This is a genomic window from Egbenema bharatensis FJBBOT/2019, assembly GCF_048077055.1.
Classification (GTDB): domain Bacteria; phylum Cyanobacteriota; class Cyanobacteriia; order Elainellales; family Elainellaceae; genus Egbenema; species Egbenema bharatensis.
The window spans coordinates 6,274,593-6,300,690 of the sequence record NZ_CP182236.1; the positions used below are offsets into that span (position 1 = coordinate 6,274,593).

Genomic DNA, 26,098 nt, shown 5'->3' on the forward strand with positions numbered 1-26,098 from the left:
TCCCTCTCCCAAAGGGCGAGGGACTTCGATCCGGTTCCCCTTCTCCCAAGCGGGGAGAAGGGGTTAGGGGATAAGGGTTAGACTTGCAAACATGACATACTCCCCTGTCTTCGAATCTATCGCTGAGGCTGACCCTTACAGGATCATGGGTAGATTCATTGGATTGCAGTTCTCCAACCGATCATGCAGTAATGCCAAGTACAGCGGATAAACCAACGATCGGTAAACCAACTTTAAAAAGGCGTTTCATAAGAATGTCCTTCTTAAATTCTGCGACAAGAGTACTTTTGCGAACTCTAGCTCTGAGTTACTGCGTTACTGATTCTTCACTTAAATATCCATCAGGTGAAGCATAATCGGGCAGCAAAAAGACAGTTTTTTCTTAATTCAAGAATTTTCATCTTTATCACTAGATCGATGATTCAGCGGTTGGGAAATCGTTGAAAAAACTATACTTTTGTGATCTGCTTTCCTTAACGACTGATCAATCTCGCATCTTGTCCTTGACTTCAATTTTTAATTTAGTGCTTCAACCTTAAAATCCCCTGAATGTAATCTAAGCTACAAATTAGTTTTTGCAAAATAAATACAGCGAGGAGAATCAAATACCCAATTGGGTGTATCCCACTGTTGCATTTGCACGGCGGATCGTTCCCTGGCAGGCAAGCCTTCGGATCTCGGCGTGATCTCACTCGAACGCTCACTCGAACCGTCGAACGCTCAGTCGGACGCTGCCTGCGCTACGGAAATCGATCCATTGGCATCAATGGGATGCTTCCACAAAATTGAAACTATTAGGCAAAAAAGTATCTGAATACGCTTGTGTTGTAGGCGCGTATCCTTTATGCTGTTGCGATACTGGTTTTTTCACCCGAACGAGCCAGTCCACTCAAACCCGCTTAAGGTGAGGTGTAACGCTGATTAGGGAAGTGTCCAGCAACCCTAACCAGCTAACCTGGCACTCTGAAACAGACAGAGGGCAAGGCTGTCTGATTGTAGATCATTCCTGTTTGTGATGGGTCTACGATCGACAGCCTCGCTGATGCATGACGGAGCTTGGGGAGTTGTTTCTCTGAAACCTGCTTCCCACACCTTAAGCTTTTCTTCCCAACAAACATCAGCGAGGAACAGAATATGTCTTCAGAGTTCAATGAACTGCTGCCCGTTGCCCAAGATGAACGGGTACAGGTTTGGATTATCGGTACGCGGGATCAGGTGATTTTCACCATGAATGAATTCTACGTGCGCCGGATTGCCACCGATCGAGTTCAGTTCACCCCAATTATTCCGGCTCCCTTTGCCAGTGGGAAATACATGACCGTTCTGGTGCGGTAATTTTCATTCCTGGAAAATTCTCAAACAGCAAGGGCGATTCACGAAAAACAAGGGTGATTCACGAAAAATAAGGGCGATTCACGAATCGCCCCTACCTTGTGGGGTGGGCATCTTGCCCGCCCAGTCAACCAATTCAGTCGATCGAATGGATCTGCCGAAACGCCATCACAATCAACGAATCCTCTTCAGACAATCTCTGAAACTGCCTTTGACTGGGGTTCAGCAGTATCTCCTCATTTCCTCGCTTAATTCCCAGCAAAAGCACTGGATTATCCGCATGGGATTCGCTGTACTCACTGATCCATTCTCCCAGTTCCGGAAAAGACTTGCCCAACAGGTGAGTTGGATAGCATCCGGGTTCAATAAAATAAAATTCATTGGAGCCATCGGAATAGGTGAGTAACTGCTGATAAACCGCAGACATATTTTTGAACACCGCACTCTGGGCAATAATGCCCGCCGAATAATCCCGCGCCGAGATCACCTCATCTACCCCTGCCTCCATCAAGTGCCGATGGCGATCGAGGTTCACCAATTCCCCAATCACATGAATCTCTTTCTGGCGATCGGGGGTTTGCTCCAGGTGTTTGACCGCCAGCGCAATCAGGGCATTCTTCTCATCTGGCCCTTCACTCGCTTCATCGGCCAGTAAAATCACAGATTTGGACTGGGGAGCCTGAAACTTTTCCAGCGTGTCATGGTGGGTGGGATCAGCCTGGATAAAGTACACATGGTCTTGATCTTTAAAGTCCTCCTGATCTTCGACCACCGAAGCAGAAATGACCACAATGTCTTTGGGATATTCCTGATTGGTTTCCAGCAGTTGATTCACAATGGCAGGGGCCTTGTCATTCCAGTTGCAGATAATAATGTGATCGTTAAATTGCTTCACGGCATTCTCCTGTTGCAGGGCCTGTGCGACAAAAAAGGATGAAATTTTACCAACAATGGCTCCAAAGGCAAAGGTGCTGAAGATCAACAGGAGCAATTGCACCACCCGACCGACGATCGTTTTGGGTTTATCCGGATACTCCCCCATTAAGGTAATGAGGGCGTTCTCCAAACTCTCCCAGGCAGCCGCTCTGGAGGCAAAGGTTCCCTCACTCCACAGCAGTAAGGTAATGAGTCCCACCAGTAGCAAAACTAAGGCAGATGCAAATATAAATCTCAGACGTTTATTTTGACTTTGCATTCCATCATCCCTCACCCCTCGCCAGCCAAATTCACTTTAGCGTAGGATTAGTCCGGCTGTACCAATCATTTTCCCTGCCTGTACGGTTGGGGGATGCGGCAAAATAACATACCCATTAGAGGCACACAGCGGTGCGCCCTTACAAAAGTTTCTCAATTATTCCGTTTAAGCGGCAAAAAACTCCCGCTAGGAGCCAAAATTGTATTCCGAATCAGGAAAATTTGCGATAATCTACTGGATAAACCGTCCGTCCTGCTTATTGATAGGGAAGACATCCAATGGGCTGATTCTTGGTGATTCTTGTTGATGATTAAGGTTGACCTGAACCGTTATCCTATGCAAATTTCCCTTCAGCAATATCGATCGCTCCTATTCGATTATTTAAAGCCACAACGCGATCGGGTTTTCTGGTTAACCATCACCCTACTCAGCAGTATCGGCTTACAAATTCTGAATCCCCAATTGGTCGGTTATTTCATCGACACAGCCGTTAACGGCGGTTCAACCCCTGCTCTGGTGATCACTGCCCTGCTATTTATTGGAACCGCACTACTGATCCAGGTTCTAACTGTTGCCGCAACCTACTTTGGGGAAAACGTCGCCTGGACTGCAACCAATGCCCTCCGCGCCGATCTGGTCGAACACTGCCTTCGGTTAGACCTATCCTTTCACAAATCTCGAACTCCGGGCGAATTGTTGGAACGCATTGATGGAGATGTCACAACTCTCTCCCGCTTCTTTTCCCAACTCGTGATTCATGTACTTGGTAATGGTGTTTTGTTGTTCGGCATCTTAGTTGTACTGTTTCTTGAGGATTGGCGCGCTGGATGCAGCCTGAGTCTCTTTAGTATTGCAGCATTAGTCCTATTACTGAGCCTTCACTCCTTTGCGGTTAGCCCCTGGAGAGAGTATCGCCAAATTGGTGCAGAATTTTTTGGTTTTTTAGGTGAACATTTAGCAGGACGAGAGGACATCCGGGCAAATGGTGCGGTGAATTATGTCATGTATCGCTTTTACCAGATTTTGCAACGCTGGCTACCCATTTACCAGAAAGCCCGGTTTGCCAGTACAGTCCTGTGGGCCACCTCAGTCGGTCTGTTTACCACCGGAAATGCGATCGCCCTTGCTGTAGCAGCCTACCTCTGGAACCAGAATGCAATCACCATTGGCACTGCCTATTTAATTTTTCACTATACCAATTTACTCAATCAACCGATCGAACGGATCCGTGAAGAACTAGAAGAATTGCAACAAGTCGAAGCCAGCATCCATCGGATTCAAGAATTACTTCAGACCCAGTCTTTACTCCACGATGAAGGCAATTCCTCTCTGTCCGGTGGTGCCCTATCTGTTTCATTCAAACAGGTTTGGTTTAGTTATGCAGAGCCGGGAAATAGAGAAGCGGCAATCAAGAACAGAGACAATCATGACTCCTCCACCCATTCCCCCCTTCCCACGCCCCAACTCCAAAACCTCTCCTTTCACCTACCCGCCGGACAAACCCTGGGCATCCTCGGCCATACCGGCAGTGGCAAAAGCACGATCGCACGGTTACTTTTGCGGCTTTATGACATTCAATCCGGTGAGATTCGCTTAGATAATATCCCGATCGCTCAGGTTCCGCTTTCTGAGTTACGGCAGCGGGTCGGATTAGTCACTCAGGATGTCCAACTGTTTCAAGCAACCGTTCGGGATAATTTAACCTTTTTTGATGCACGCATCCGTGATGCTGATGTTCTGGAAACGATCGCGACGTTAGGATTAACTGAGTGGCTCCGTTCCCTAGCCAATGGACTGGATACCCAACTCGGTGCAGGCAGCAGTGGACTTTCTGCCGGACAAGCTCAACTACTGGCCTTTGCCCGTGTATTTCTGAAAAATCCAGGTTTAGTCATCCTTGATGAAGCATCTTCGCGGCTCGATCCCACCACCGAAATCCAAATTGAACGAACCATCGATCGACTGCTGCAACACCGCACTGGCATTATCATTGCCCATCGCTTATCTTCCGTACAACGAGCCGATCAAATCTTGATTCTAGATCAGGGGCACGTTGTCGAGTGGGGCGATCGTTTGGCTCTGCAAAATGATGAACAATCCCGGTTTTCAGCATTACTCAGGAATGCAAATTTAATCACCTGAAATTCTCGTGGGGTGGGCATCTTACCCGCCCAATCCAATAGGTAGAATGATTGTCAGGTCATTTAATTCCCGATCCTTCGAGCCAAAAGTGGCGATCGATCGGAGTCGTTCATTGAGAAACAGGTTGTGGCACAGAAATCGATCGAAAGCGATATTCTCCTGGACGATCGGATTCAATCTGGATCAAAACAGGCGTAAGACGGCGATCGCGGGTATCCAGAAACCGCACTGAATCTCCTGAACCTGCTGCTAGAAAATGGGGAGATTGTAAGGCCTGTTGTAAACCCCTGCGCGTACCACTCTGCTGTAAGCCCGCAATGACTGCCCGCGTTGCATCATAGGCCGTTGCCGTGCGCCAGTTAACCGTTGCTCGCCAGAGCCGTTGGGCCTGTTGCGCAAAGCTTGGATAAGCATCCGGACTCCAGGGAGCCACCAGCACCAGTCCTTCCACAGCCTCTTGTCCCTCTTGTGTCGTTTTTTGTGTATAGAGAGACGGACTGCTGAACAGGGCTAACCGTCCATCGTTGGCTTGTGCCACCTCAATTGCTGGATCAAGAAAGTTAATGCTAGGGCCCAGATACAAACTATTTGCACCTTGAGCGATCGCTCTGCTGATGGCCATCTCGGCATCGAAGGCAGGAGAGGCAAAATTACACAAATCATTTCCCTGGGAATCCAGTACATTGACGATCTCTCCTCCACGGGAGGTTAATGCATCAATAAACCCATTGCGAAAGACTGCATTATCTGGAGCAGTCGCATCATAGCAAATCAATGTTTTGGGAGACTGAGAACGTTCTGCTACCAGGTCAGTAACCAGGTAATCCACTAGGGTAGAAGCCATCGATCGCGCGGTTGGTACTGCACGAAAAATGTAGTCGCCCACTCTGGATACATCTGAATCAAACGTTGTGGGAGAAATCATCACTAAACCATGCTCTTGATAGATTGGCGCAGCTCCCAGCGAAGCATCACTCGTATTACTACCAATCACCGCTAGAACGTTCTGACGATTAACCAGGTTTTCAGCAATTTGTCGCGTCAAACCAGGATCGTTATTATCATCAATGATTTTAATTTCTATGCCAATTCCATTCACGCCATCGTACTGATTCATTTCATTTTGAGCATGAGCAACTCCCCTTAAAATTTCCTGGGCAATGTCGAGAGCTTTGCCAATCGGGACGCTGGTAGCGATCGTATAGGTTTGGCGACGTTCTGCCCGTAGCCGAGCATTGTTGAGATAAATCAATGTCTCAGGATCGTTGGGATGAACTTTCAGTGACTCCTCAAACCATTGCACCGCCCTCGGATAGTTTGCGGCTGCAAATGCAGCAATCCCTTCCTGTTTGGCCAGGGTTGTCACCGCTCCAATTAGCTGACGCTCTCCGGTACTCAAACGATTGGACAGGTCTTCACCCACAGAAATCGGTTCTGTTGCCCAGCTTTCATCGGGTTGCAGCGGCAAACGTGGGGAAATCCAGGACCATAAAATGCTGAGAACTCCCATTGTCACCAGTAGCGCAAGCAGTAGCTGGCTGAAGCTCTCTTGAGAATTTTTAGAGGACATATTGTTCCTTTAATGGATGCAAATAATGGATGCAAAGGGCGAAATGATAGCACTCGAAGTGGCGGCAACGCATTTGACAGGAGTTAGGATGCTCACCAAAAGTTTGGATATATCCCAGGTCGGCGTTGTCCACCGCTTCAATCCAGCTTCAATTCAGGCTCAATTCAGCGAAAGCTCATTTATATGATGAGTAAATCCTATTTTAGGCGCGATTAAATGTCAAGTAGGGAGGAAAAAGTGTGGTTTACATAGGAATAAGTCACCGCAATTTCCTTGATATGGTTGAGTGAAGTTAGAGTAAGGTATAGATCAAATCTGCTTTATCCCGACTGTTCGCTCTGGCAAACACCTGTACCCTGATTGCATCATGGCAAAACCGTCACTGATTCCATCCCAGTTAGGCATTCAAATAGCAAACCAGGCCTTGACTCGCACTGGTTGGACTAAAGAGGAACTCAGAAAGCAGGTGGGTTGCAGCAAACAGCCGATCACTCATTTTTTTCAAGGAAAACCGATCACTCAGTCACTCTTTATCCAGATTTGCGATCGGCTTGGCTTGAACTGGCAGGAGATTAGTGAGCTGCCAACCTATGATGCGCCGATATATTCTGTCCATGATCTGGTGAAAACCAAGCAACTCCAACCTCAGGAGACCCATCCCCTGAGTCAGGGAAAACTAGATGAGCGGGTGCAAGCCCTGCGGCAGACAATCTATACCAATGTACGAGAAAGGTGCGGTACGATTCGAGTCCTGGATATGTCCCATCCAGTTGAAGTGGATGATCTCTACATCACTGTCAACGTTCTGCAACAAATCACTGGACGACGGCATAAACGGCTGGATGAACTACTCCAAAAATGTGACCTGGAGGAATTCGATCGCTTTGGGTTAGGGCAGGTTGAAGAAGAAAGGGTGCCGGGAATGGCAGCCGTCCGTCAGTACAGGAAATTAATCATTCTAGGTAAACCGGGAGCTGGTAAGACTACTTTTCTCAAACATCTCGCCATTCAGTGCAATGAGGGGTACTTTGAACCCGATCGCCTCCCAATCTTTGTTACTTTAAAGGACTTTGCGGAAGCAGAACATCAACCGGGCTTGCTGGAATATATCAGCGAGAAAGCACTGCATTACAGTACCCTACCGATTGCAGAAAATGTTTCAACCGAATTGCTTGCAGATTTTTATACTATTTTCCAGGCAGGCAGAGCCTTAATCCTCCTGGATGGACTGGATGAGGTGCGGGCAGAAGATCATCACCGCGTGATCAAAGAAATCCGTGATTTTTCTGAACAGTTTTGGAATAATCCATTTGTCATGACCTGCCGAATTGCTGCATGGGAATATACCTTCGAGAAGTTCACAGAAGTGGAAGTGGCTGATTTTGACGAGAATCAAATTGCCGCCTTTTTAGCCAAATGGTTTAAGGGAAAAAGCACGAGCTTACAACAATTCCTGAAATATCTGCACCAAAATCCCAGAATCAAGCAACTTTCGATGAGTCCCCTCCTATTGACCCTCGTTTGTTTAGCCTTTGAAGAATCGGGAGATTGCCCCAGTAGTCGATCGGAACTTTATAAGGAAGGAATTGATGCACTACTAAAGAAATGGGATGCAAAACGGGGAATTCAAAGAGATGGAATCTACAGAAATCTTTCTGCACAACGCAAAGAAGATTTACTAAGCTATATTGCTGCGATTACATTCAGGCAAAAGGATTACTTCTTTAAGCAAACGAGTATTGAACGGTATATTACTGACTATATTCGTAACTTACCCAGGTATAGCCTCAATGCTGAAGAACTTCAACTGGACAGTGAAGCGATTCTGCGATCGATTGAAGCGCAGCATGGTTTACTGGTAGAACGAGCAAAAGGGATATACTCATTTTCCCATCTGTCCTTTCATGAATACTTTGTTGCCAGGGAAATCGCCTACAACACTCCTTCCCTTGACGTAGCGATTCAAGAGCTATCCCATAATGTAACCCACAAACGGTGGCGGGAAGTATTTTTGCTCCTGACTGAGATGTTACGAGATGCCTCATCTCTCCTGGTTGCAATCAAGCAGGAAATCGATCGGATTCTAGCGACATCGGAACCATTGCAAAACTTTCTGGCTGAAATTTGCGATCGGGCTGAGGCTCCAGAGTTTGCCTTCTGTAAACCTGCGGCAGTTCGTGCCTTTCTCTTTGATATTGATTTTGAGATCGATGAAAATCGAACGGTTGCCCTCCACCTGGATCGATCGGCTAATTTACTGGTCTGTGCCAGTTTCCTCACTCGAATGCTAGATGGTATTACGCTGAATGATGCGATTGCAATTGCCCAGAATTATGATGCCAAACAGCCTGATGTCACCAAACGGATTTCTGCTGCGAGTTCTGCTAATTCAGTCATGATGATCGCCATTAAAATTGCCCTGGAGTCCAGATGCCTGGAAGCAGATGCCCGAAAAACGCTAAAATCCCTTTTGCTGCGGCTGAAACATGATGCTAATGATGAAACCCTGAAACAGGTTGCCGATACAGCAAGAACTGTCGCCAAGACCCGTTATCACATTGGTCAGGGATGGCAGTTCAGCCCTCAAGAGCGCGGATGGATGAAACAATACTACAATGCAACGCAACTTTTAGTAGAATGCCTCCATACCGATGGTTGTATGATGCCTCCAGAGGCACGACAACGCCTTGAAGCGACTTTGTTCAAACCCCTACAAAGTCCCACCTAAAACCTGCAAAGTGATTCCATCAACCCATGATCACAAAACCTATGATCACCCTCAAGACCTATCCACTGCAACCCAAAATTTTTGAAGATTTTAGCCAAGGCTCCTTTCCCTTATTGCTTCAGACCTGGCAGGATCACCCCATTGGGCTATCGGATGTTGGCACTCACTTTGGTTTTGTTTATCAGGGCTTTGCCCATTTGTCTTTTCGTGGAATGCACGGCACAGAAAGCTATCGTTTGCGCGCAGGTATGTATTTTTCGTTACCGGGTAAAGGGGCGATCGGGAGTGCTGCTTCCTCTGGCATTGTGTTCACCCGTCTCAATTATCGCGGCATGTTTAGTTTGGGCGGGCCGATCGAAGCGCAGGGTCGTCTGGCTTACATTGATGGAGGCACCAGCAGCTTACTCATTCCCCCCGTCTTGTTGGGGGATCCCTGCTTAAATGTGATGTATTTCCCTCCGCACGTTGACCAAACCCTGCATACCCATCCCAGCGATCGAATAGGTATCGTTGTGGCGGGAGCGAGCATAATGAAAACACCGCAGTCTGCAATCCCTGTTGAATCGGGAACAATTTTTCTGATTCCAGCTCACTATCCCCATAAATTTTGTACCAGTGACAGCCCATTCACCGTGGTAGTTTTCCATCCAGACAGTGATACAGGCTATACCCACACAAACCATCCTATGTTGCAACGAACGATGGTGGATGGTATCAGTGCCGCAGAATTGCCTGAGATTCAAACCCGCCTGAGATTCAAACCCGAATGAGGGGCGATCGCCCTTAATGAAATCGTCATTGATGAAGCTGACCCCTTCCAGTCGGGATGGGCAGGGTGTCTGTGTCAGGATATCGCCCCCTTCACCTCTCTTTAACTCTGGACAAAGATCCTCTACCGCAGCAATGTTAAGCAGTAAGTAAAATCTTTTTTCAGATTGCAAACTATATCACTATCCCGTGTTGCACTCGTTATACTTGACGTAGAGAGGCAACCCGTGAAGTTACTTATCAAGAAAGTATCATAAAGTTGATAGTCCTTCTTGGGTCAGTACAGAATGGCAGGAACCAAAGCGTTATAGATTTCACTCATTGCCTCTCGATTGATTCAATGAATACAGGGTTTGCAAGCATCTCCAGGGAAAGCCAACGCTACAAGGGTTGTTCCCATTGGATTAGGGCGTTCCCATTAGATTAGGGTTCTTTCCAACCTGCAATTTTTCAGGGTTTTAAACGCATCACTTCATGCCTGACAGCATCAGTTTTAGCTGTCAAAAATTTTACTACCTGAAGACTGCTATTAGAATTTTTATTTGAAGCAATGAATACCTTACTGAACCTTCAGTCCCTTGGCAATGACTATTCCTTTGCCATCATTGCCGATCCACAATTGACAAACCAAAAGGATTACTACGGTAACTGGGGAAAACATCCGAGCGTGAATTACCGGATGTATTACCAGACCATTCAAAAAATTAATGCCCTGCGACCCGCTTTCGTAGTGATCAACGGTGATTTTGTTAACCAGTACTCGATCCCATCCCAATATCGCAACTTTGTTCGTATGACGAAGTTGATTCAAGTCCCCGTTGTCCTCAACTACGGTAATCACGACGGTGCTCCCCCTTTTACCCAATTCTTTAATGCCCAGCAAGAAATCAGTGGTTCCCAGGCCTTCTACCAATCCTTTAATGCAGGAAAATGGCACTACATCGTCTTACCGGCCATTCCCCACGAATACGATCCGGAACCCATGCTGAATTGGTTAGCAAACGATTTGCAAGCCAACCAAACCAGACCAACCGTAGTATTTTCCCACTATCATTACCTCCCGCAGGGATTAACTCAACTTGAGTATTACGCTCAAAATCCGCTCAAGTTGCGGAACAGAATTTTAGATCAAGTTCTGCAATACGGTAATGTCAAGTATTGGTATACAGGACATGTTCACAACGGTATTCAAACATCGGTTAAAACGGCATGGGAATACCGGGGATGCAAGTTCATTACCGTTCCTACCACCACCCTTGCCAGAAATTTTGGTGAAGAGTATCCCCTTTTCAAGCAAGGTCTGAAAAAAGGCGGCTACTTCATGATGGTAGAGGTAAACGATGAAACAGCCACCCTAACCGGTCGGCGAGCTGAACAACCCAATATCTTCTTTTACCCCGATCGCTTCCCCACCTTTCAGCCTCAGCTTGAACCACGATGGCTAGAACCAGTTCCCACCTTTAGCCCTCGCTTGTTTAGCAATGGCAGCTTTGAAACGGGTCTACAAGGTTGGTACAAGGTTTGGCGCTATCAAGCCGATCGGCAACCTGGATTCATTACCCGCAGCAACCCAAGCCGCAGCACAGCCGGGAAGCGTTCCCTTGAGTTGGCGGTGCGGGAAAAAGGACAAAACTGGTCTCAAGATGAGCTGACCGAGGTGTATCAAATGGTGGGAGTTCCTGCCAACACTTTTCCAGTGCTTCAGCTCAATTATCAGGTGGATCAACTCAGCGAAATGGGCGGAGGGTACATCCGGCTCCATGCTTACCAGGGTACAGCCCACCAATTCACGATGATTTTTTATGTGGGACACGATGGCAAAAATATTCCCGCACTCCACATCGGTAGGATCTTCCACCTAACCGCCACCGGAGAAGTGGGTGGATTGAATCGGTTAGTGACTCAAAAGCAAGTCATGTTTTGGAAATTGAACCAGCAGGATAAAAAGTGGCATGATCTCAAAGTTGATATTCGCAAGCTATACCAGGATGCCTCCCAGGTGCTGGGGCTGCCTAAACCGTTTCAAGTGGACAAACTCTTCCTGGGGTTAGGAGCTTGGAATGGTTCCATCCCTGACTCAAAAACAAGGCTGTTTTTTGATCGGGTGCGTTTGCATTGGAGAACCGTGGCCTCTAGCTCACGTAATGATGGCGATCGCCTACCGATTAATCAACGGATCTATCGGGGACGATTTGTTTTAGGTTCTCCAGGTGGTAATCGGCGCAGTTCGGCAAGCGGATTGCATCCAAATCCGGCAAAACAGCAATCCCTTCCTCTCGCGGCCACTCAAACGGCTTTATCCGCAGGGGCGCGATCGGTGAAACGGGAATTGCCTGTCCTCAATCCATCCAACCCAGATCCATTAACGGGTATGAGTCAGGTTGAGTCCCTTGTGTCCAATGATTCAAACCTGTCCTCTCCGATCGAACATTCCATCCCCCTAGCAGTGGATGATTTTACATTCCACAATCCTTTCGCCAGCAATATCCCTCTGACTGGATTGGAGCCTAAAAACAACAGTCTGGAGACAGATGATTTCAGGCTTGGGTTCTCATCAATTACCCAAAGTTCAGACCTGTTTCAAAGAGGCACGACTGGAACGCTGAGTCACCAGATTGTGATTGCACCATCCCCAACCAACCTTGGCTGGCAACCAGACCTGTGCTAGGTTTGCAGGCAATCACCATTCCCACTGAACTTTGAGGACACTTCATCGTTGCCTCTACTTTCCCCCAGACATTACAGGTTCTGCATTCATTGATTTTTATGACTAAAAATGCAATAGTCTGTAAATATCGTTGAAACTTCTATAAACCCTCCCAAAGTCTATGGTTGACATAGATCTGATTGACACGATCGTGGCTGAAATTGGTGCCATCACCGTAGAAAATGACAAGTTTCGCCAAGAGATCAGCGTACTCCGGGAGGAGGTTGACTCGTTGAAGGAGCGGGCTGCTAATGCTGACCTAAATTTTGATGCGCTCAAACAAGATGCTGAAAAGCTCAGAGCAGTCTTAAAGGAACTACGCGCTAACGCTGCTCAGTTAAGAGCGAATGCAGCACAGTTGAGAGCTGATAAAATACAGTCCCTGGCGGATGAAAAGCAGGAAGCAGCAGATCGCATCTTACACCAGGAGGGGGCTTCCGAAATTGCGTTTTCTGCTCAAACTGAAGCAGATAAAGTTCAAGACTGGGCAAATCGTGAGCAGACTCAAGCTGATATAGTGCAGCAGCAAATCGATGAGTCACAGTAGGGTGTTTAGGTGAAGATAAGTTGCTATCTGGTTTTCCTCTTACAAGGCGATACCAATCCCCAGGGCGATCATCACAAACATAACTAGGGCGATTGCCAGAAAAATTCCAGACAATACGAAAGAGACCGTTCTTGCTCCACGAGCCAGTCCAGAAAATCCCAGTGCTCCAGCAATAATCGAAATGATCAGAGCGATCGTTGACCAGGTTAGTAAATTCATCATCCAATGCCTCAACGCAGTATGCTGCAAAAGTAGCCTGGCGTTAGGCTTTTCCGCTTCCTGCTAAAGAAACATAGAGGTTTACGAAGGATTTTGTCGCAAAAGCGGCAATAGTTCTTGTATTGAACTCATTATGTTTAATTTTTACGCAATTCCTGTCATAGAGATTTACGAAAACCACCAGGAATTTTAAGCTTTATTCGAGATTGTGTTTTAAAGCACTCAACGGTGTAGGATGCAGGTATCCAGAGTGTCTGGAGAGAGATTATGCAAAGATACATTGTGGCTGTTGTCAACAGCGCTAAGGCAAAGCTTTTCGTTTTGGAACCCATTGAGTTCCCTGTAGATGAACCCAGTCCTAAACTGGTTGCGATCGACGAACTTCACAACGCTAACCAAACCCTGCATGGTGAGGATTTGTGGTCTAGCACGAAGCCCGGACGCAATCGCGGAGTCGCTGGTCAAGCCCACGGCTACGATGATCATCGAGACAAGCATCGCGTGGAGTTTGAACGTCGATTTGCCCAGGAAATTGTGAACAGGCTGGTTCAGATTCGGCAGTCTACCCAGCCCCACCAATTGATTCTGGTTGCAGAACCGCACATTTTGGGAATTATGCGTGGTGCATTAAGTGCGAATTTACCGAAAAACCTGAAGATTAACGAACTGGCTAAAGATTTGTGTCAGCTAAAAGCCCATGAGCTGCAAGATTATTTAGAAGCCAAAGGTTTAATTGCCACCTAAAGTAGTTCTTCAACGGCTTCCATCACGTGGGTAGCATACATTAACGCCGGGCCACCCCCCATGAAGATGGCTACGCCCAACATTTCCACAATTTCTTCCTGGGTTGCCCCTGCTTTGAGGGCAGAACTGGTATGAAAGGCGATGCAATCGTCACAGTGGGTGGCCACAGCGATCGCCAGCGCAATGAGTTCCTTCGTCTTCGCATCCAGTACCCCCTCCGTTGAGGAGGCTTTGTTAAGGGCGTAGAAGCTTTTCATCACATCCGGCAGGGCATGGGATAGTTTGCTGGTGTAGCTGCGAATGTGCTTCATTTGCTCGGTACAGGAACGGCTATTGTGCGGGGTGGTCATGGCAGTTCTCCTTTGTCCATTGTCTGGATTAATTATCTAGATGAATGACCTGGATTAATTGTCTGGATGAGCTGATTTATCTCGCTCCAAAATTATTGTAATCAGCAAATGTGAGGAAAAAGTGAGGAAAAAGTGAGGAAAAAATGAGCGCAGCAGGGAATCAAAGCATGAACATGGAAAAACCGGAATTGAACAGACCTATCTATGGATTAGTGAAATAGGGTTGTATTCACATATCTACAGGTTTTCCTCACAAGTTCCTTACTTTTAGGAGTTAGTCTAGACTTATATAAACGACTCCTTTATTGTCCTGTTGTACGGTGCGATCGTTCCCTGTAACGATGATTTGAGCTTCTGAGTCAACCTTTTAATTCCCTGATCTTTACTTAGTTTTTCACCATAATTACCAGGATGCAGTTGATTTGAGCCTTCTCAAAAATGAACTGTATCCATTGAGAGTGAATAAAAAATTGCGGGTGCATAAAAAATTTATTCAAAACAAGGTGAACAATGGACTACAAACCCATTGCAAAATCGAGTGCGTACCAACTCCCGCCCAATCTGTTGGACTACGAAGTGGCCCAGTGCACCTTCTCCTGGGCAACGCTGGAGCAGGAACTGCACGGATCGCGCCGCCAGGGACTCAACATTGCCGATCTGGCGATCGATCGCCACGCTGCGGGAAAGCGGGCCCACCAAACTGCGTTGAGATTTATTGATCAGAATTGGCACATTCGAGATTTTAGTTACCAGGACTTGCAGAAAGAAACGAATCGCTTCGCTAATATTCTGGATCAACTGGGAGTTGGCAAGGGCGATCGCGTGTTTGTCCTGTCCGGGCGGATTCCCTCGCTCTATATTGCCGCATTGGGAACATTGAAGCATGGCAGTGTGTTCTGTCCCCTGTTTTCAGCCTTTGCCCCGAACCCATCTTCCAGCGTATGGAACGGGGAGATGCCAGAGTGCTGGTCACAACGCCCCTACTCTACAAACAAAAGATCGCCCAACTGCGCGATCGGCTGCCCCACCTCCAACACATTCTCCTGGCAGATGCAGAGGATCATTTCAGCGATACCGTCTGGTCGCTGCCCAAATTGATGGCCGACGCATCCCCGGAGTTTGCGATCGTCCCGACTGAGCCGGAAGATATGGCCCTGCTCCACTTCACCAGTGGCACAACCGGAATGCCGAAAGGAGCAATTCACGTTCACCAAGCCGTTTACCAGCACTATATGACGGCTAAATACGTGCTGGATTTACACCCAGAGGATATCTTTTGGTGTACTGCCGATCCGGGATGGGTCACGGGCACATCCTACGGCATTATTGCCCCCTTAACACACGGAGTCACCAGCATTGTCGATGAGGCTGAATTTGATGCCGATCGCTGGTATCGCATTTTAGAAACCCAAAAAGTTACGGTCTGGTATACAGCTCCAACCGCTATTCGTCGTTTAATGCGAATGGAAATTGAACCTCAAAAACAATATGACTTGAGCCATTTACGATTGATTCAGAGTGTGGGAGAACCCCTAAACCCAGAGGCGGTGGTGTGGGGTGAGGAGAAGCTGGGATTACCAATTCATGACAACTGGTGGCAAACGGAAACAGGCGGTATTATGATCGCCAATTATCCCACAATGGAGATTCGCCCCGGTTCAATGGGTCGTCCCGTCCCTGGCATCACAGCGGCGATCGTACGACGGCAGGCCGATGGTACGGTGGAGGTGATTGATCAACCGGGCATTGATGGAGATCTGGCCCTTAAACCGGGCTGGCATTCCATGTTTCGCGGCTACTTGCACGATGAAGCGCGCTACCAAAAATGCTTTGTCGGGGACTGGTACATTACCGGCGATCTGGCTACCCGCGATGCCGATGGCTATTTCTGGTTTGTGGGACGGGAAGATGACATCATCAAAACCTCCGGGCATATGGTCGGGCCGTTTGAGGTGGAAAGTGCGCTGATGGAGCATCCCGCCGTGGCGGAAGCCGGGGTCATTGGCAAACCCAATCCCATGATTGGCGAAGTGGTGAAGGCCTTTGTCGCCCTTAAACCTGGCCATGAACCCAGTGATGCCCTGAAGCTGGAACTGATTGGCTTTGCCCGTCGCAAACTGGGAGCGGCGATCGCCCCCAAGGAACTGGAATTCCAGGACAGCCTGCCTAAAACTCGTAGCGGTAAGATCATGCGGCGATTGCTGAAGGCGCGGGAGTTGGGTTTACCGGAAGGGGATTTATCAACTCTGGAGGTGGGTTAGATGAGGAAGAAAGGGGCTGTCAAACCAGATGCGTCCCCCGATGATGCCTCCCGGCATCTTTATGAACTGCTCCAGCAAATGCTGCGGATTCGACAATTTGAAGACAAGTGTGCGGAACTGTACAGTACCAGTAAAATTCGCGGCTTTTTGCATCTCTATAACGGTGAGGAGGCGGTGGCAGTCGGGGTGATGCAGGCCTTGCAACCCGGCGATGCGATCGTGGCAACCTACCGGGAACACGGACAGGCGTTGGCGTGGGGCATTCCCATGAGCACGGTTATGGCAGAAATGTATGGCAAGCTGGGGGGCTGCTGTCGGGGACGGGGGGGATCAATGCACCTGTTTGACAAAGAGAAGCGGTTTTATGGCGGCAATGCGATCGTGGGGGGTGGACTCCCGTTAGCGGTGGGACTGGCCTTAGCGGACAAAAAACTGGGGCGATCGCGGGTGACTTGCTGCTTTTTCGGCGATGGAGCCGCTGCGGAGGGAGAATTCCATGAGGCGATGAATTTGGCAGCCCTGTGGCAGGTTCCAGTCCTATTTGTTTGTGAAAATAATCAGTATGCGATGGGAACTGCCCTGAAGTATTCCCACTCAAATATCAAGCTGGCTGAAAAAGCAAATAACTACGGAATGGCCAACCTCGTCGTGGATGGTATGGATGTTCTGGCAGTGGAAGATGCAGCGCGCAAAGCGGTTCAGCAAATTCGCAACGAGAGCCAGCCCTTCTTTTTAGAATGCATTACTTACCGCTTCCGGGCCCATTCGATGTTTGATCCAGAGTTCTATCGGGACAAAGCAGAAGTAGAACAATGGAAGCAACGCTGTCCGATCGCCGCTCTCTCCCAACAAATGAGGGAAAAAGGATACTTAAGTGATGCAGAATGGGAGGATCTGAATCAAGAAATTGACGCAGAAATTGCCGATGCGATCACCTATGCTGAGACTTGTGATTGGGAAGCCCTGGAAGACTTAACTCGCTTCGTTTATTCCCCTCAGGAGGCAAGCCCATGAACACCAGCGTGAATGGCTCGCAAACGGTGCATTTAACCTACCGGGAAGCTGTACGGGAAGCAATCCGGGAAGCCCTGCAAAAGGACGATCGCGTTTTTCTCATAGGGGAAGATGTCGGCCACTATGGCGGTGCATTTGGCGTGAGTAAAGGACTGCTGCAAGAGTTTGGCAGCGATCGGATTATGGATACGCCCCTGTGTGAGTCGGGTTTTACGGGAGCTGGAATGGGTGCAGCTTTGGGAGGGATGCGACCCATCATTGAGGTGATGACGGTCAACTTCAGCCTGCTGGCAGCAGATCAAATTCTCAACACAGCAGCCACCTATCTGCACATGTCCGGTGGATTGTTCAATGTGCCGATCGTCATTCGCATGGGGACGGGCGGAGGCAAACAACTGGCCGCGCAGCATTCCCACAGTTTAGAAGGTTGGTACGCCCACATTCCCGGCATTCGGGTACTGACTCCTGCCGTCTTAGAAGATGCCCGCGGCATGCTCTGGACAGCGTTAGAAGATCCTGATCCGGTGCTGATTTTTGAAAATACGTTGCTGTACACGATGGAGGGGAATCTATCGGCTCATCCAAAGCCCGTTGATATCGATCGCGCCAAAGTGCGGCGAGGGGGCAGTGATGTAACGCTGATCAGCTACAGTGCCAGTTTATTTAAAGCATTAGCAGCCGCAGAAACCTTGGCGCAGGATGGCATTGAAGCAGAAGTGATTGATCTTCGAACACTGCGCCCTCTCGATGAAGATACTTTTCTCAATTCCGTTCGCAAAACCCATCGGGCAGTCATCATTGACGAAGGCTGGCGCAGTGGCAGCATCTCGGCTGAAATTAGTGCCCGAATTATGGAAAAGGCGTTCTACGACCTGGATGCCCCCGTGGAGCGCATCTGTGCGGCGGAAGTGCCCATGCCCTACGCCCATCATCTGGAGCAGGCGGCATTACCCCAACCGGAAACGATCGTCCAGACGGTGAAAAGGATGGTGGCGAGACATGGCTGATTTCTGTATGCCCAGCCTGGGAGCGGACATGAAAACGGGAACGCTGGTGGAATGGCACGTTCAACCCGGCGATCGGCTTCAACGGGGAGACATTATTGCCGACGTGGAAACCGACAAGGGCATCATGGAAATTGAGGTGTTTGAAGACCTTGTGGTGGACGAGCTATTGTTGGAACCCGGCACGAAAGTCCCCGTTGGCACTGCAATGGCCAGGATTCATGGGGCGACAGACAAAGAGCCAGTGGTGACTCAGGCACCTAGCCCAGAGCCATCCTCCGTTGCAGAGACTCCACCTGCCAAACCGATCGCTGCGTCGGAGCCACCCTCTACCAACGGCAAACGATTGCGGGTTTCTCCGATCGCCCGTAGATTAGCCGCAGAACTGGGAGTCGATCTGAATCAAGTCAAAGGAACTGGCGCAGGAGGAGCCATTCAGGAACAGGATGTGCGAGCAGCGGCGGCACAGGTGAGTAAACCAGAAGTAACCATTGCAGCCCAGGTAGCCCCACCACCGATCGAACCTGCCGTTGCAGAAAAACCGATGGTCAAACCTCCCACTTCAGCCGAGTTTCAGGCGGGGATGCGTCGGGCCATTGCAGCCGCCATGTCTCGCGCCAATCAGGATATTCCCCACTATTACCTGGAAACTCCCATTGACATGAGCCATCCGCTGCAATGGCTGGAGGCAGAAAACCAGAAGCGATCGATCCGCGATCGAATCTTGCCCGTCGTGCTGTTAATTAAGGCGACTGCGAAGGCCCTGACGCAAGTTCCGGAACTGAATGGCTACTGGCTGGAGGAGCGGCTGCAAGTCCAGGAATCTATCCATATCGGTTTCGCCATTTCGCTACGGCAGGGAGGTTTGGTGACACCCGCCATTCACCATGCGGATCTCAAGAGCCTGGATGAACTCATGGCAGCAATGCGGGATTTAATTGAACGCACCCGCAGTGGACGCTTACGCAGTTCAGAACTGACGGATGCCACCATTACCCTCACCAGCCTGGGGGATATCGGGGTGCAAAAAGTGTTTGGGGTGATCTACCCGCCACAGGTGGCACTGGTCGGTTTTGGCAAAATTACCGAACAACCCTGGGCGGAACGGGGAATGCTGGATGTGCGCCCTGTGATCACAGCAACGTTAGCAGGGGATCATCGTGCCACCGATGGCATTATTGGAGCCAAATTTCTCCAGATATTAAATGCTCAATTACAGGCGGTAGAAACGCTATAAATTCTATCAATCCATTTCACAAGCAGGCGATCGCACCATGAACACCTACGAAAGCCAAACCAAAGCAACGGTTCTCCAACTTCTGAGCAAGATTGCTCCTGAAGCAGATCTGGATACATTAGAAGAAAACGAAGAAATTCGTCAAACTCTAGGGATTGATTCCTATGATTTCCTGAATTTTATGATTGAAGTCAGTGAATCTTTTAGCATAGAGATTCCTGAAAGCGATTACGGCAAACTCAACACCCTGGCAAACATTATTCAATATATTGAAGCGAATTCAACCTGAATTTTTCCTGATAAGGTACTCTCGCTGCATTTTAAATCGTAATTCTAATGGTAATTTCTAAACCTCCCAAATCCAAAGCAAGTGAAATTCCACCTGAGGATTCCACTGAACGACAAGCAACTTCGTTGCACCCCACTTATCTCAAATTTACAAAGTGCGATCGTTGCCTCTTCAATTTCCTGCATCAGCACTCAACTCAGTTAGAGCAATCCAGTCTTCCATCGGTTCCTGAACCAATCCAGCCGCACTGTCAACCCCTCTTCGAGCAAGTTGGCTGGGTAGTTTTGACGATCGATGGTCAGGTAAAATACATGACTCCCCGCGCCGAACAGCTCATCCACCAATACTTTCTGATCCAAACTTCCCAAACCTTACCCCCTGCTTTAATTCGCTGGTTCAAGGATCAAATCACCCAACCCCAATGCCCCAAACCCATCCCTATTTCTGGCTTCCCCTTACACCTGGAACAAACTGAACACCAGCTCACGATTCGCCTCATTCCCAGTCCGATCGAAACCCACTATCTACTCCTTCTGGAAGAACAAGAACCGCCCACTTTTTCGATCGCGTCCCTGGAATTACTTGGACTGACGAAACGGGAAGCCGAAGTGCTGTTTTGGATTGCGAAAGATAAAAGTAATGCTGGAATTGCCAAAATATTAGGGTGCTGTGAAGGCACAGTCCGAAAACATCTGGAAAATCTTTACAAGAAACTGAGGGTACAAACTCGGATCGGTGCAGTCATGATTGCTCTAGAAAAGCTGGGGTTAATTAAAGGATAAATTGTTGCAAAGTCGTCATAGTTTCATACGCGGATGATCGTATTGTCGCTACGGTTTATTCCAAGGAATACTTAAACCAAGGGTTACAACAGAGTTTATCCCATTTATGCAAAATCCAAAATTGGGACAAGCCCTGATCCTTTCTCTTGAATTATGTAAGATACTGCCCATTTTTTCTATTTATAAGGAGATTGAACGTGACAGGTATACTGCATCCAATTCAACCCGTAGCAGCAGACATTCCTCCCAGAAACTTTGAAGCAGAAACCCTCGATTCAAAAGACAATATTATTACTGTTGGAACAGGTTGGCTGCCGGAGTTTCCAGATCTGAGAGACTATACTGAGCAAAGCAAAGATATTCCTTTGATGGCAAACGAACTGCATCTCTCAGCCGCTCAGACCCAGGCACCGAGCCAGGTTGACTTAAGGGCATGGTGTTCTCCAATTGAAAATCAAAGCAATCTGGGTTCCTGTACTGCCCATGCCGCAGTTGGTATGGTCGAATATTATCAACGGCGGGCTTTCAACGAATTTATTGATGGTTCTCGCTTGTTTGTCTATAAAACAACTCGAAATCTGTTGGGCTGGCGTGGAGATACTGGAGCCTATTGCCGTACCACTATGGCAGCTCTGGCGATGTGCGGTGTCCCGCCTGAACGGTTCTGGCCCTACACCACTGTGCAAAATCCAGGTCAGGCTGGCGATCGAACCTTTGACGATGAACCAGGCAGTTTCGTTTATTCCCTGGCTGACAATTATGAAGCCCTGCGCTACTTCCGTCATGACCCTGTTGGAACCGATCGGAATACCACACTGAATCGCGTTAAGGCTTGGCTGGCTGCTGGTGTGCCTGCAATGTTTGGGTTCTATGGATTTAACTCCTTCAACAGAACGAATGTCCCTGGAGGCATTCCCTATCCCTGCCCTGGTGAAGCCGCTCAATGGGGACATGCTATTTTAGCAGTGGGGTATGATGATGCATTTGAAATTACAAACACTCAATGCAATAAGGTCACTCGTGGCGCACTCTTGATTCGCAACTCATGGGGAGCGGGTTGGGGAAGCCAGGGCTATGGCTGGTTACCTTACGAATACGTGCTCCAGGGTTTGGCAAGTGATTTTTGGTCGATGTTGTCCATGAATTGGGTCAACACTCAACAGTTTGGCTTATAGAAATAGTTGGGCTTCTCTACAGAATTCGTTCCGTAGAGAAGTGCTGTCTTGAGATGGGAAAAATCAAGATCGCGCTATGAACCTTAAAACAGTTAATTGGAGACGATTGATCCGGCAACTTACGGCACTCTGGGGAATCGCTTTATGTATGATTGCCGTAGAGGCAACTGCTATAGGTTGCACAAACCCTTCTTTACCAGAAACTTCTGAGATATCATCCATGATTGTGATCCACCAGTCCGATGCCGGACAGACGTTTACTGTACAGGTTGGAGACCGGATTGAAGTATGGCTCGAGGAAAGACCATCAACAGGTTATAGCTGGCAATTTGAGACAGACCACAATAGGTTTTTAGTTCTGGATTCCTCCTTTCATGGTGATAGTACAATTCCGGGTGGGAATGGAACACGCCGATTCCAACTTGAGGCTATAGCACCCGGAGAAAGCAGTATTGTGTTTCGATTAATTCAACCCTGGGATAATGGGGCAGAAGCGATCGACCAGTTTCAAATCACAGTGCGCGTCATTGGAAACTAAAACTCCTCGAATAATCAATTCACCAGAATTGAGACTGTCGTGTTTTGACGTTGTATATCCTCATTTATTCATTCTGTAATTCTGTAATCTCTAAATCAATTTATTGAACCTGACATTATTCCTATGCAATTTAAAGATTTAATCTTATCGAAACCACGACCCGATAGCTTAAAGGATTTTGATTTACCTCGACGCGAACGATACTTTCCTTCATCTACAGATTGGAGAAATGAAGTTCTATATTTCCTGTTACCCGATCGCTTTAGTGATGGACAGGAAAACCAGCGTCCCCTCTTAAATCGACAGCAACTGAATCAATTTCGACCCAATCTGCCGAATGGAGAAGCCTGGCGATTTGACAAATGGGCTAAATCAGGAGGCGATCGCTGGCAAGGCGGAACGCTGAAAGGATTAGCGTCCAAGCTGGATTATTTAAATCAACTAGGAATAACCACGATCTGGGTAGGGCCAATCTTTCAGCAACGGGGGCACCTGAATAGCTATCACGGGTATGGGATTCAAGATTTTCTGGAAGTCGATCCGCGTTTTGGAACTCGCCAGGATTTAGTGAGTCTCGTGAATCAAGCCCATGAAAGAGGGCTACGTGTCATTCTTGATATCATTTTTAACCATTCAGGCTGCAACTGGATCTACGCTTCTGATACCCCTGGCGGTCAATGGGAGCCTCCCTATACATTGGGCTGGTATCAGTTTGGGGCATGGCTAAATGCGCAAGGGCAACCCATCGTTGGTGCTCCTCACAGGAATGTAGAAGGGGTTTGGCCCAGGGAGCTGCAAGAAGCAGATTGCTATACTCGGGCAGGTAAAGGTGATCTTGGAAAAGGTGATTTAAACGATCCGAATGCTGAATTCCGGCGATCGGATTTTATTACTTTACGGGATTTTCAGTTAGACTATCCTCACCTCCTGAACCATTTAGCTCGCTGCTACAAATACTGGATTGCGTTGACAGACTGTGACGGCTTTCGCATTGATACCCTCAAGCACGTCACCTATGAACAAACTCGCAACTTTTGTGGAACGATTAAGGAGTTTGCAGCGAACCTCGGCAAGAGTGATTTCTTTTTAGTAGGAGAAATCGCAGGTGGAGACTACAACCAGGATCGATACCTGGATGTCGTGGGGCAAAACCTGAATGCAGCTTTGGATATTGGCGAAATGCGGATTACTTTGAACCAGGTTGCGAAGGGACTGATGGAGCCGAAATCCTATTTTGATGGATTTGTTCCGGGCAGCGCGGTTATGGGATCGCACCGCAATATTGGACGACGGCACGTTTCGATTTTAGATGATCACGATCATGTCTTTGGTGAGAAAATTCGCTTTTCCAGTGAAGCAGCTTCAGAGCATCAGGTTATTGCTGGAGTGGCATTACAACTATTTACTCTGGGAATTCCCTGCATTTACGCAGGAACGGAGCAAGCATTGGCCTGCCGAAGGCTCTGAGCGCAAGTGGTTGCCTGAATGGAAGCAGTCCGATCGCTATTTACGAGAAGCAATGTTTGCCCAGAGCATCCCCGACAATCTGGCGTAGCGGGAGTACAAGCTCTGGATCAAAACCTACCTGGGTTTGGCCCCTTTGGAACAGCAGGAGCCCATTGCTTTAATCCCAGTCATCCTGCCTTTGTCCGCATTGCAGCCATGACCGCTATCCGTCAGCAGTTTCCGGTACTCCGCCTGGGACGGCAGTACTTACGACCGATCGCCATTCCTTTCCTGAATCTACCCTTTGGACACCATCGGCGGAGCGGTGAAATTGTTGGCTGGTCAAGAATTTTAGACGATGAAGAGGCGGTTTGCGTACTCAATAGTCATGGAACGAATAGCCGAGGAGCAAGAGTATTGGTCGATCCGAATCTCAACCCGATCGGTAGTTCGATGACCGTGATTTTGAATACCGCTGAGGCAGGTAATCCAGGCTATACCGGACCTCACAAAGTGAAATCAATGGTGACAGTCCAGCGGAAAGATGGAGCAGCATACGTTGAAATTCAATCAATTCCTGCTTCTGAATGTTTGATTCTGGTCAATCATCCTGATTTATGAAGTTGTTAGTGGTTGGGTCAATCCTCATTCAGAAAATCTTCTCGAAAAGCAGGAATTCAAATGAAAGGCACAGCGATTAAAGATCTCAAACTAATCAAAGTCATCGATGGAGACACGATCAAAATACTGCTAAACAACGAGCAAGAATCGATTCGATTTACCTGTTTAGACACCGAAGAAAGCCAGCAGGGAGGCGATAAACCGATCACTAACGCAGGCATTCTGGCATCGAAATGGGCCAAGCAGTATTTCGGTGCCGACGATCAGGGGATTCCCAACGGGGATGTGCGCGTTGATCTGGAATTTGATACCAATGACCCTGTTCAGGTTTGCCTGAACAAACACCGAGATAATTATGGACGATTGCTCTGCTATGTCTATAAAGCAGGCGAGGCAGAAAATTCCAATCTGCGAATTGTGCAGGAAGGTTGGAGTCCCTACTTTGTGAAATACGGTCGATCGCGCCTGTATCATCGGCAGTTTGCTACCGCAGAGGCAGAAGCTCAAGCCAAAGGATGGGGCATCTGGAATCCTAAAACCAATGCAGGCGGCAATCGGCGGGATTATACGACCCTGATTCCCTGGTGGCATTTGCGGGACAGTGTTGTGCAGGACTATCGCTACTTGGGGATTCAAGCGGGGGTGCTGTCAGTGCGGCTGGATTACAGTCATCTGGTGGAGGCAGCTAAAACGGGCAATGCCGTTACCGTGTTCTGCGATCTGCAAACGGGCATCAATCAGTGGACTGGAAATGGTGCCCTGATTTATGCAGGGTCAATCTTTCAAAAGTTTAACCTGTGGATTCCAGACAAGGGTTCGGCTGCCGCCCAAAGCATCCTGCGTTTGATTGAAACTCGCTATGCTAAATCCGGACGGGGATACGTGTATGTGTCTGGAATCACCAGCCTTTATCCCAATAAACCGGATGGCAAGCCCCAACTGGTGCTGACAGAAGCACAACAACTCTCCGACTTCCCTCCAGGAGATTAGGTGAACCAAGTCAGCACTCAATCACCTCAACTCGCTGCCTATTCTCCAAAGGATTCAACAATACGCTGAACATAGTCCAGTTCAGCAATGGCGTACAGAATATCCCGCCAGCGAGGATGGTGAGTATCACCGATACAGAGATACTGCTCGCAGGAGCAACCAATCCGTCCAGGGGAGGTTTGATAACACTGAAGGTTGGGGTCGATCGCCTGCACCTCTGCCAGAGCAGCTTGAGTGAGCGGAATACAAAACTCGTAACGAACAGAGCGCAGACTGTCAGGCGAGCCGATCAATCCGGCGGGCGAAATATTTGACCAATCAAATTCAATTTTTTCGTTTGGTAAAGATTGAGCCATTGCTGGAATTACGCCATTGCCTAGAGAACCAATTACAACCAAAATCGAAACAAGAGAAAACCAAAAAATTTTAGATTGATTGA

Annotated in this window: 22 protein-coding genes and 1 pseudogene; 18 read left to right on the forward strand and 5 right to left on the reverse strand. The window is 48.2% G+C overall.

Annotation, left to right across the window (positions count from 1 at the left end):
* Nucleotides 1–1,134 precede the first annotated feature (1,134 nt).
* Complete coding sequence (locus ACM1PF_RS29280; protein WP_416669787.1) at nt 1,135–1,335, forward strand: hypothetical protein; 201 nt, start codon at nt 1,135–1,137, stop codon at nt 1,333–1,335.
* 133 nt (nt 1,336–1,468) lie between these two features.
* On the opposite strand, the gene ACM1PF_RS29285 is transcribed toward ACM1PF_RS29280, so the two are convergent.
* Entirely contained in the window at nt 1,469–2,527 is a 1,059-nt protein-coding gene (locus ACM1PF_RS29285; RefSeq protein WP_416669788.1) for a potassium channel family protein, read from the reverse strand.
* A 336-nt stretch (nt 2,528–2,863) separates the two neighbouring features.
* Here ACM1PF_RS29285 and ACM1PF_RS29290 point away from each other — a divergent pair, with 336 nt between their 5' ends.
* Nucleotides 2,864–4,669, forward strand: a complete 1,806-nt coding sequence (locus ACM1PF_RS29290; protein WP_416669790.1) for an ABC transporter ATP-binding protein — start codon at nt 2,864–2,866, stop codon at nt 4,667–4,669.
* A 109-nt stretch (nt 4,670–4,778) separates the two neighbouring features.
* On the opposite strand, the gene ACM1PF_RS29295 is transcribed toward ACM1PF_RS29290, so the two are convergent.
* Nucleotides 4,779–6,239, reverse strand: coding sequence for an ABC transporter substrate-binding protein (locus ACM1PF_RS29295; protein ID WP_416669792.1), 1,461 nt, complete (start codon nt 6,237–6,239; stop codon nt 4,779–4,781).
* A 367-nt stretch (nt 6,240–6,606) separates the two neighbouring features.
* Between ACM1PF_RS29295 and ACM1PF_RS29300 the strand changes: the two genes are divergently transcribed.
* The 4 genes from ACM1PF_RS29300 to ACM1PF_RS29315 all read left to right on the forward strand — a co-directional run bounded on the left by ACM1PF_RS29300 (nt 6,607) and on the right by ACM1PF_RS29315 (nt 12,989).
* Nucleotides 6,607–8,967, forward strand: a complete 2,361-nt coding sequence (locus ACM1PF_RS29300; protein ID WP_416669794.1) for an NACHT domain-containing protein — start codon at nt 6,607–6,609, stop codon at nt 8,965–8,967.
* A 26-nt stretch (nt 8,968–8,993) separates the two neighbouring features.
* Nucleotides 8,994–9,737, forward strand: a complete 744-nt coding sequence (locus tag ACM1PF_RS29305; protein ID WP_416669796.1) for a cupin domain-containing protein — start codon at nt 8,994–8,996, stop codon at nt 9,735–9,737.
* A gap of 548 nt (nt 9,738–10,285) precedes the next feature.
* On the forward strand, nt 10,286–12,403 hold the full coding sequence (locus tag ACM1PF_RS29310; RefSeq protein ID WP_416669798.1) for a metallophosphoesterase family protein: 2,118 nt from the start codon (nt 10,286–10,288) through the stop codon (nt 12,401–12,403).
* A 160-nt stretch (nt 12,404–12,563) separates the two neighbouring features.
* Nucleotides 12,564–12,989 carry a hypothetical protein gene (locus tag ACM1PF_RS29315; RefSeq protein WP_416669800.1) on the forward strand — a complete coding sequence of 142 codons (426 nt, stop codon included), beginning with the start codon at nt 12,564–12,566 and terminating at the stop codon, nt 12,987–12,989.
* Nucleotides 12,990–13,028: 39 nt separating this feature from the next.
* Here the strand turns inward: ACM1PF_RS29315 and ACM1PF_RS29320 are convergent, their stop codons facing one another.
* Nucleotides 13,029–13,211, reverse strand: a complete 183-nt coding sequence (locus ACM1PF_RS29320; protein WP_416669801.1) for a DUF1328 domain-containing protein — start codon at nt 13,209–13,211, stop codon at nt 13,029–13,031.
* Nucleotides 13,212–13,475: 264 nt separating this feature from the next.
* Between ACM1PF_RS29320 and ACM1PF_RS29325 the strand changes: the two genes are divergently transcribed.
* Entirely contained in the window at nt 13,476–13,952 is a 477-nt protein-coding gene (locus ACM1PF_RS29325) for a host attachment protein (protein WP_416669803.1), read from the forward strand.
* Here the strand turns inward: ACM1PF_RS29325 and ACM1PF_RS29330 are convergent.
* Entirely contained in the window at nt 13,949–14,263 is a 315-nt protein-coding gene (locus ACM1PF_RS29330) for a carboxymuconolactone decarboxylase family protein (protein ID WP_416676849.1), read from the reverse strand. The genes ACM1PF_RS29325 and ACM1PF_RS29330 overlap by 4 nt on opposite strands.
* Before the next feature lie 549 nt (nt 14,264–14,812).
* Between ACM1PF_RS29330 and acsA the strand changes: the two are divergent.
* The 11 genes and pseudogenes from acsA to ACM1PF_RS29385 all read left to right on the forward strand — a co-directional run bounded on the left by acsA (nt 14,813) and on the right by ACM1PF_RS29385 (nt 25,659).
* Nucleotides 14,813–16,563, forward strand: a pseudogene (acsA, locus tag ACM1PF_RS29335) (acetate--CoA ligase).
* Nucleotides 16,564–17,577, forward strand: a complete 1,014-nt coding sequence (gene pdhA, locus ACM1PF_RS29340; RefSeq protein ID WP_416669805.1) for a pyruvate dehydrogenase (acetyl-transferring) E1 component subunit alpha — start codon at nt 16,564–16,566, stop codon at nt 17,575–17,577.
* Complete coding sequence (locus ACM1PF_RS29345; RefSeq protein WP_416669807.1) at nt 17,574–18,584, forward strand: alpha-ketoacid dehydrogenase subunit beta; 1,011 nt, start codon at nt 17,574–17,576, stop codon at nt 18,582–18,584. The genes pdhA and ACM1PF_RS29345 overlap by 4 nt, the downstream gene beginning before the upstream one ends.
* On the forward strand, nt 18,577–19,818 hold the full coding sequence (locus ACM1PF_RS29350; RefSeq protein WP_416669809.1) for a dihydrolipoamide acetyltransferase family protein: 1,242 nt from the start codon (nt 18,577–18,579) through the stop codon (nt 19,816–19,818). Before ACM1PF_RS29345 ends, ACM1PF_RS29350 begins: the two co-directional genes overlap by 8 nt.
* 37 nt (nt 19,819–19,855) lie before the next feature.
* Nucleotides 19,856–20,107, forward strand: a complete 252-nt coding sequence (locus ACM1PF_RS29355; RefSeq protein ID WP_416669811.1) for an acyl carrier protein — start codon at nt 19,856–19,858, stop codon at nt 20,105–20,107.
* A 47-nt stretch (nt 20,108–20,154) separates the two neighbouring features.
* Nucleotides 20,155–20,889: a helix-turn-helix transcriptional regulator gene (locus ACM1PF_RS29360; RefSeq protein WP_416669813.1), complete on the forward strand. Its 735-nt coding sequence runs from the start codon at nt 20,155–20,157 to the stop codon at nt 20,887–20,889.
* A gap of 197 nt (nt 20,890–21,086) precedes the next feature.
* On the forward strand, nt 21,087–22,064 hold the full coding sequence (locus ACM1PF_RS29365; protein WP_416669815.1) for a C1 family peptidase: 978 nt from the start codon (nt 21,087–21,089) through the stop codon (nt 22,062–22,064).
* Nucleotides 22,065–22,284: 220 nt separating this feature from the next.
* Complete coding sequence (locus tag ACM1PF_RS29370; RefSeq protein WP_416669817.1) at nt 22,285–22,602, forward strand: protease inhibitor I42 family protein; 318 nt, start codon at nt 22,285–22,287, stop codon at nt 22,600–22,602.
* Between the two features lie 123 nt (nt 22,603–22,725).
* The gene (locus ACM1PF_RS29375; protein ID WP_416669819.1) at nt 22,726–24,069 is read left to right on the forward strand and encodes an alpha-amylase family glycosyl hydrolase; all 1,344 of its coding nucleotides are present in this window, start codon (nt 22,726–22,728) and stop codon (nt 24,067–24,069) included.
* Between the two features lie 18 nt (nt 24,070–24,087).
* Nucleotides 24,088–24,669: a hypothetical protein gene (locus ACM1PF_RS29380; protein WP_416669821.1), complete on the forward strand. Its 582-nt coding sequence runs from the start codon at nt 24,088–24,090 to the stop codon at nt 24,667–24,669.
* 60 nt (nt 24,670–24,729) lie between these two features.
* Nucleotides 24,730–25,659 carry a thermonuclease family protein gene (locus ACM1PF_RS29385; protein ID WP_416669823.1) on the forward strand — a complete coding sequence of 310 codons (930 nt, stop codon included), beginning with the start codon at nt 24,730–24,732 and terminating at the stop codon, nt 25,657–25,659.
* A gap of 38 nt (nt 25,660–25,697) precedes the next feature.
* Here the strand turns inward: ACM1PF_RS29385 and ACM1PF_RS29390 are convergent, their stop codons facing one another.
* Nucleotides 25,698–26,015, reverse strand: coding sequence for a hypothetical protein (locus ACM1PF_RS29390; RefSeq protein ID WP_416669824.1), 318 nt, complete (start codon nt 26,013–26,015; stop codon nt 25,698–25,700).
* Between the last annotated feature and the right edge of the window lie 83 nt (nt 26,016–26,098).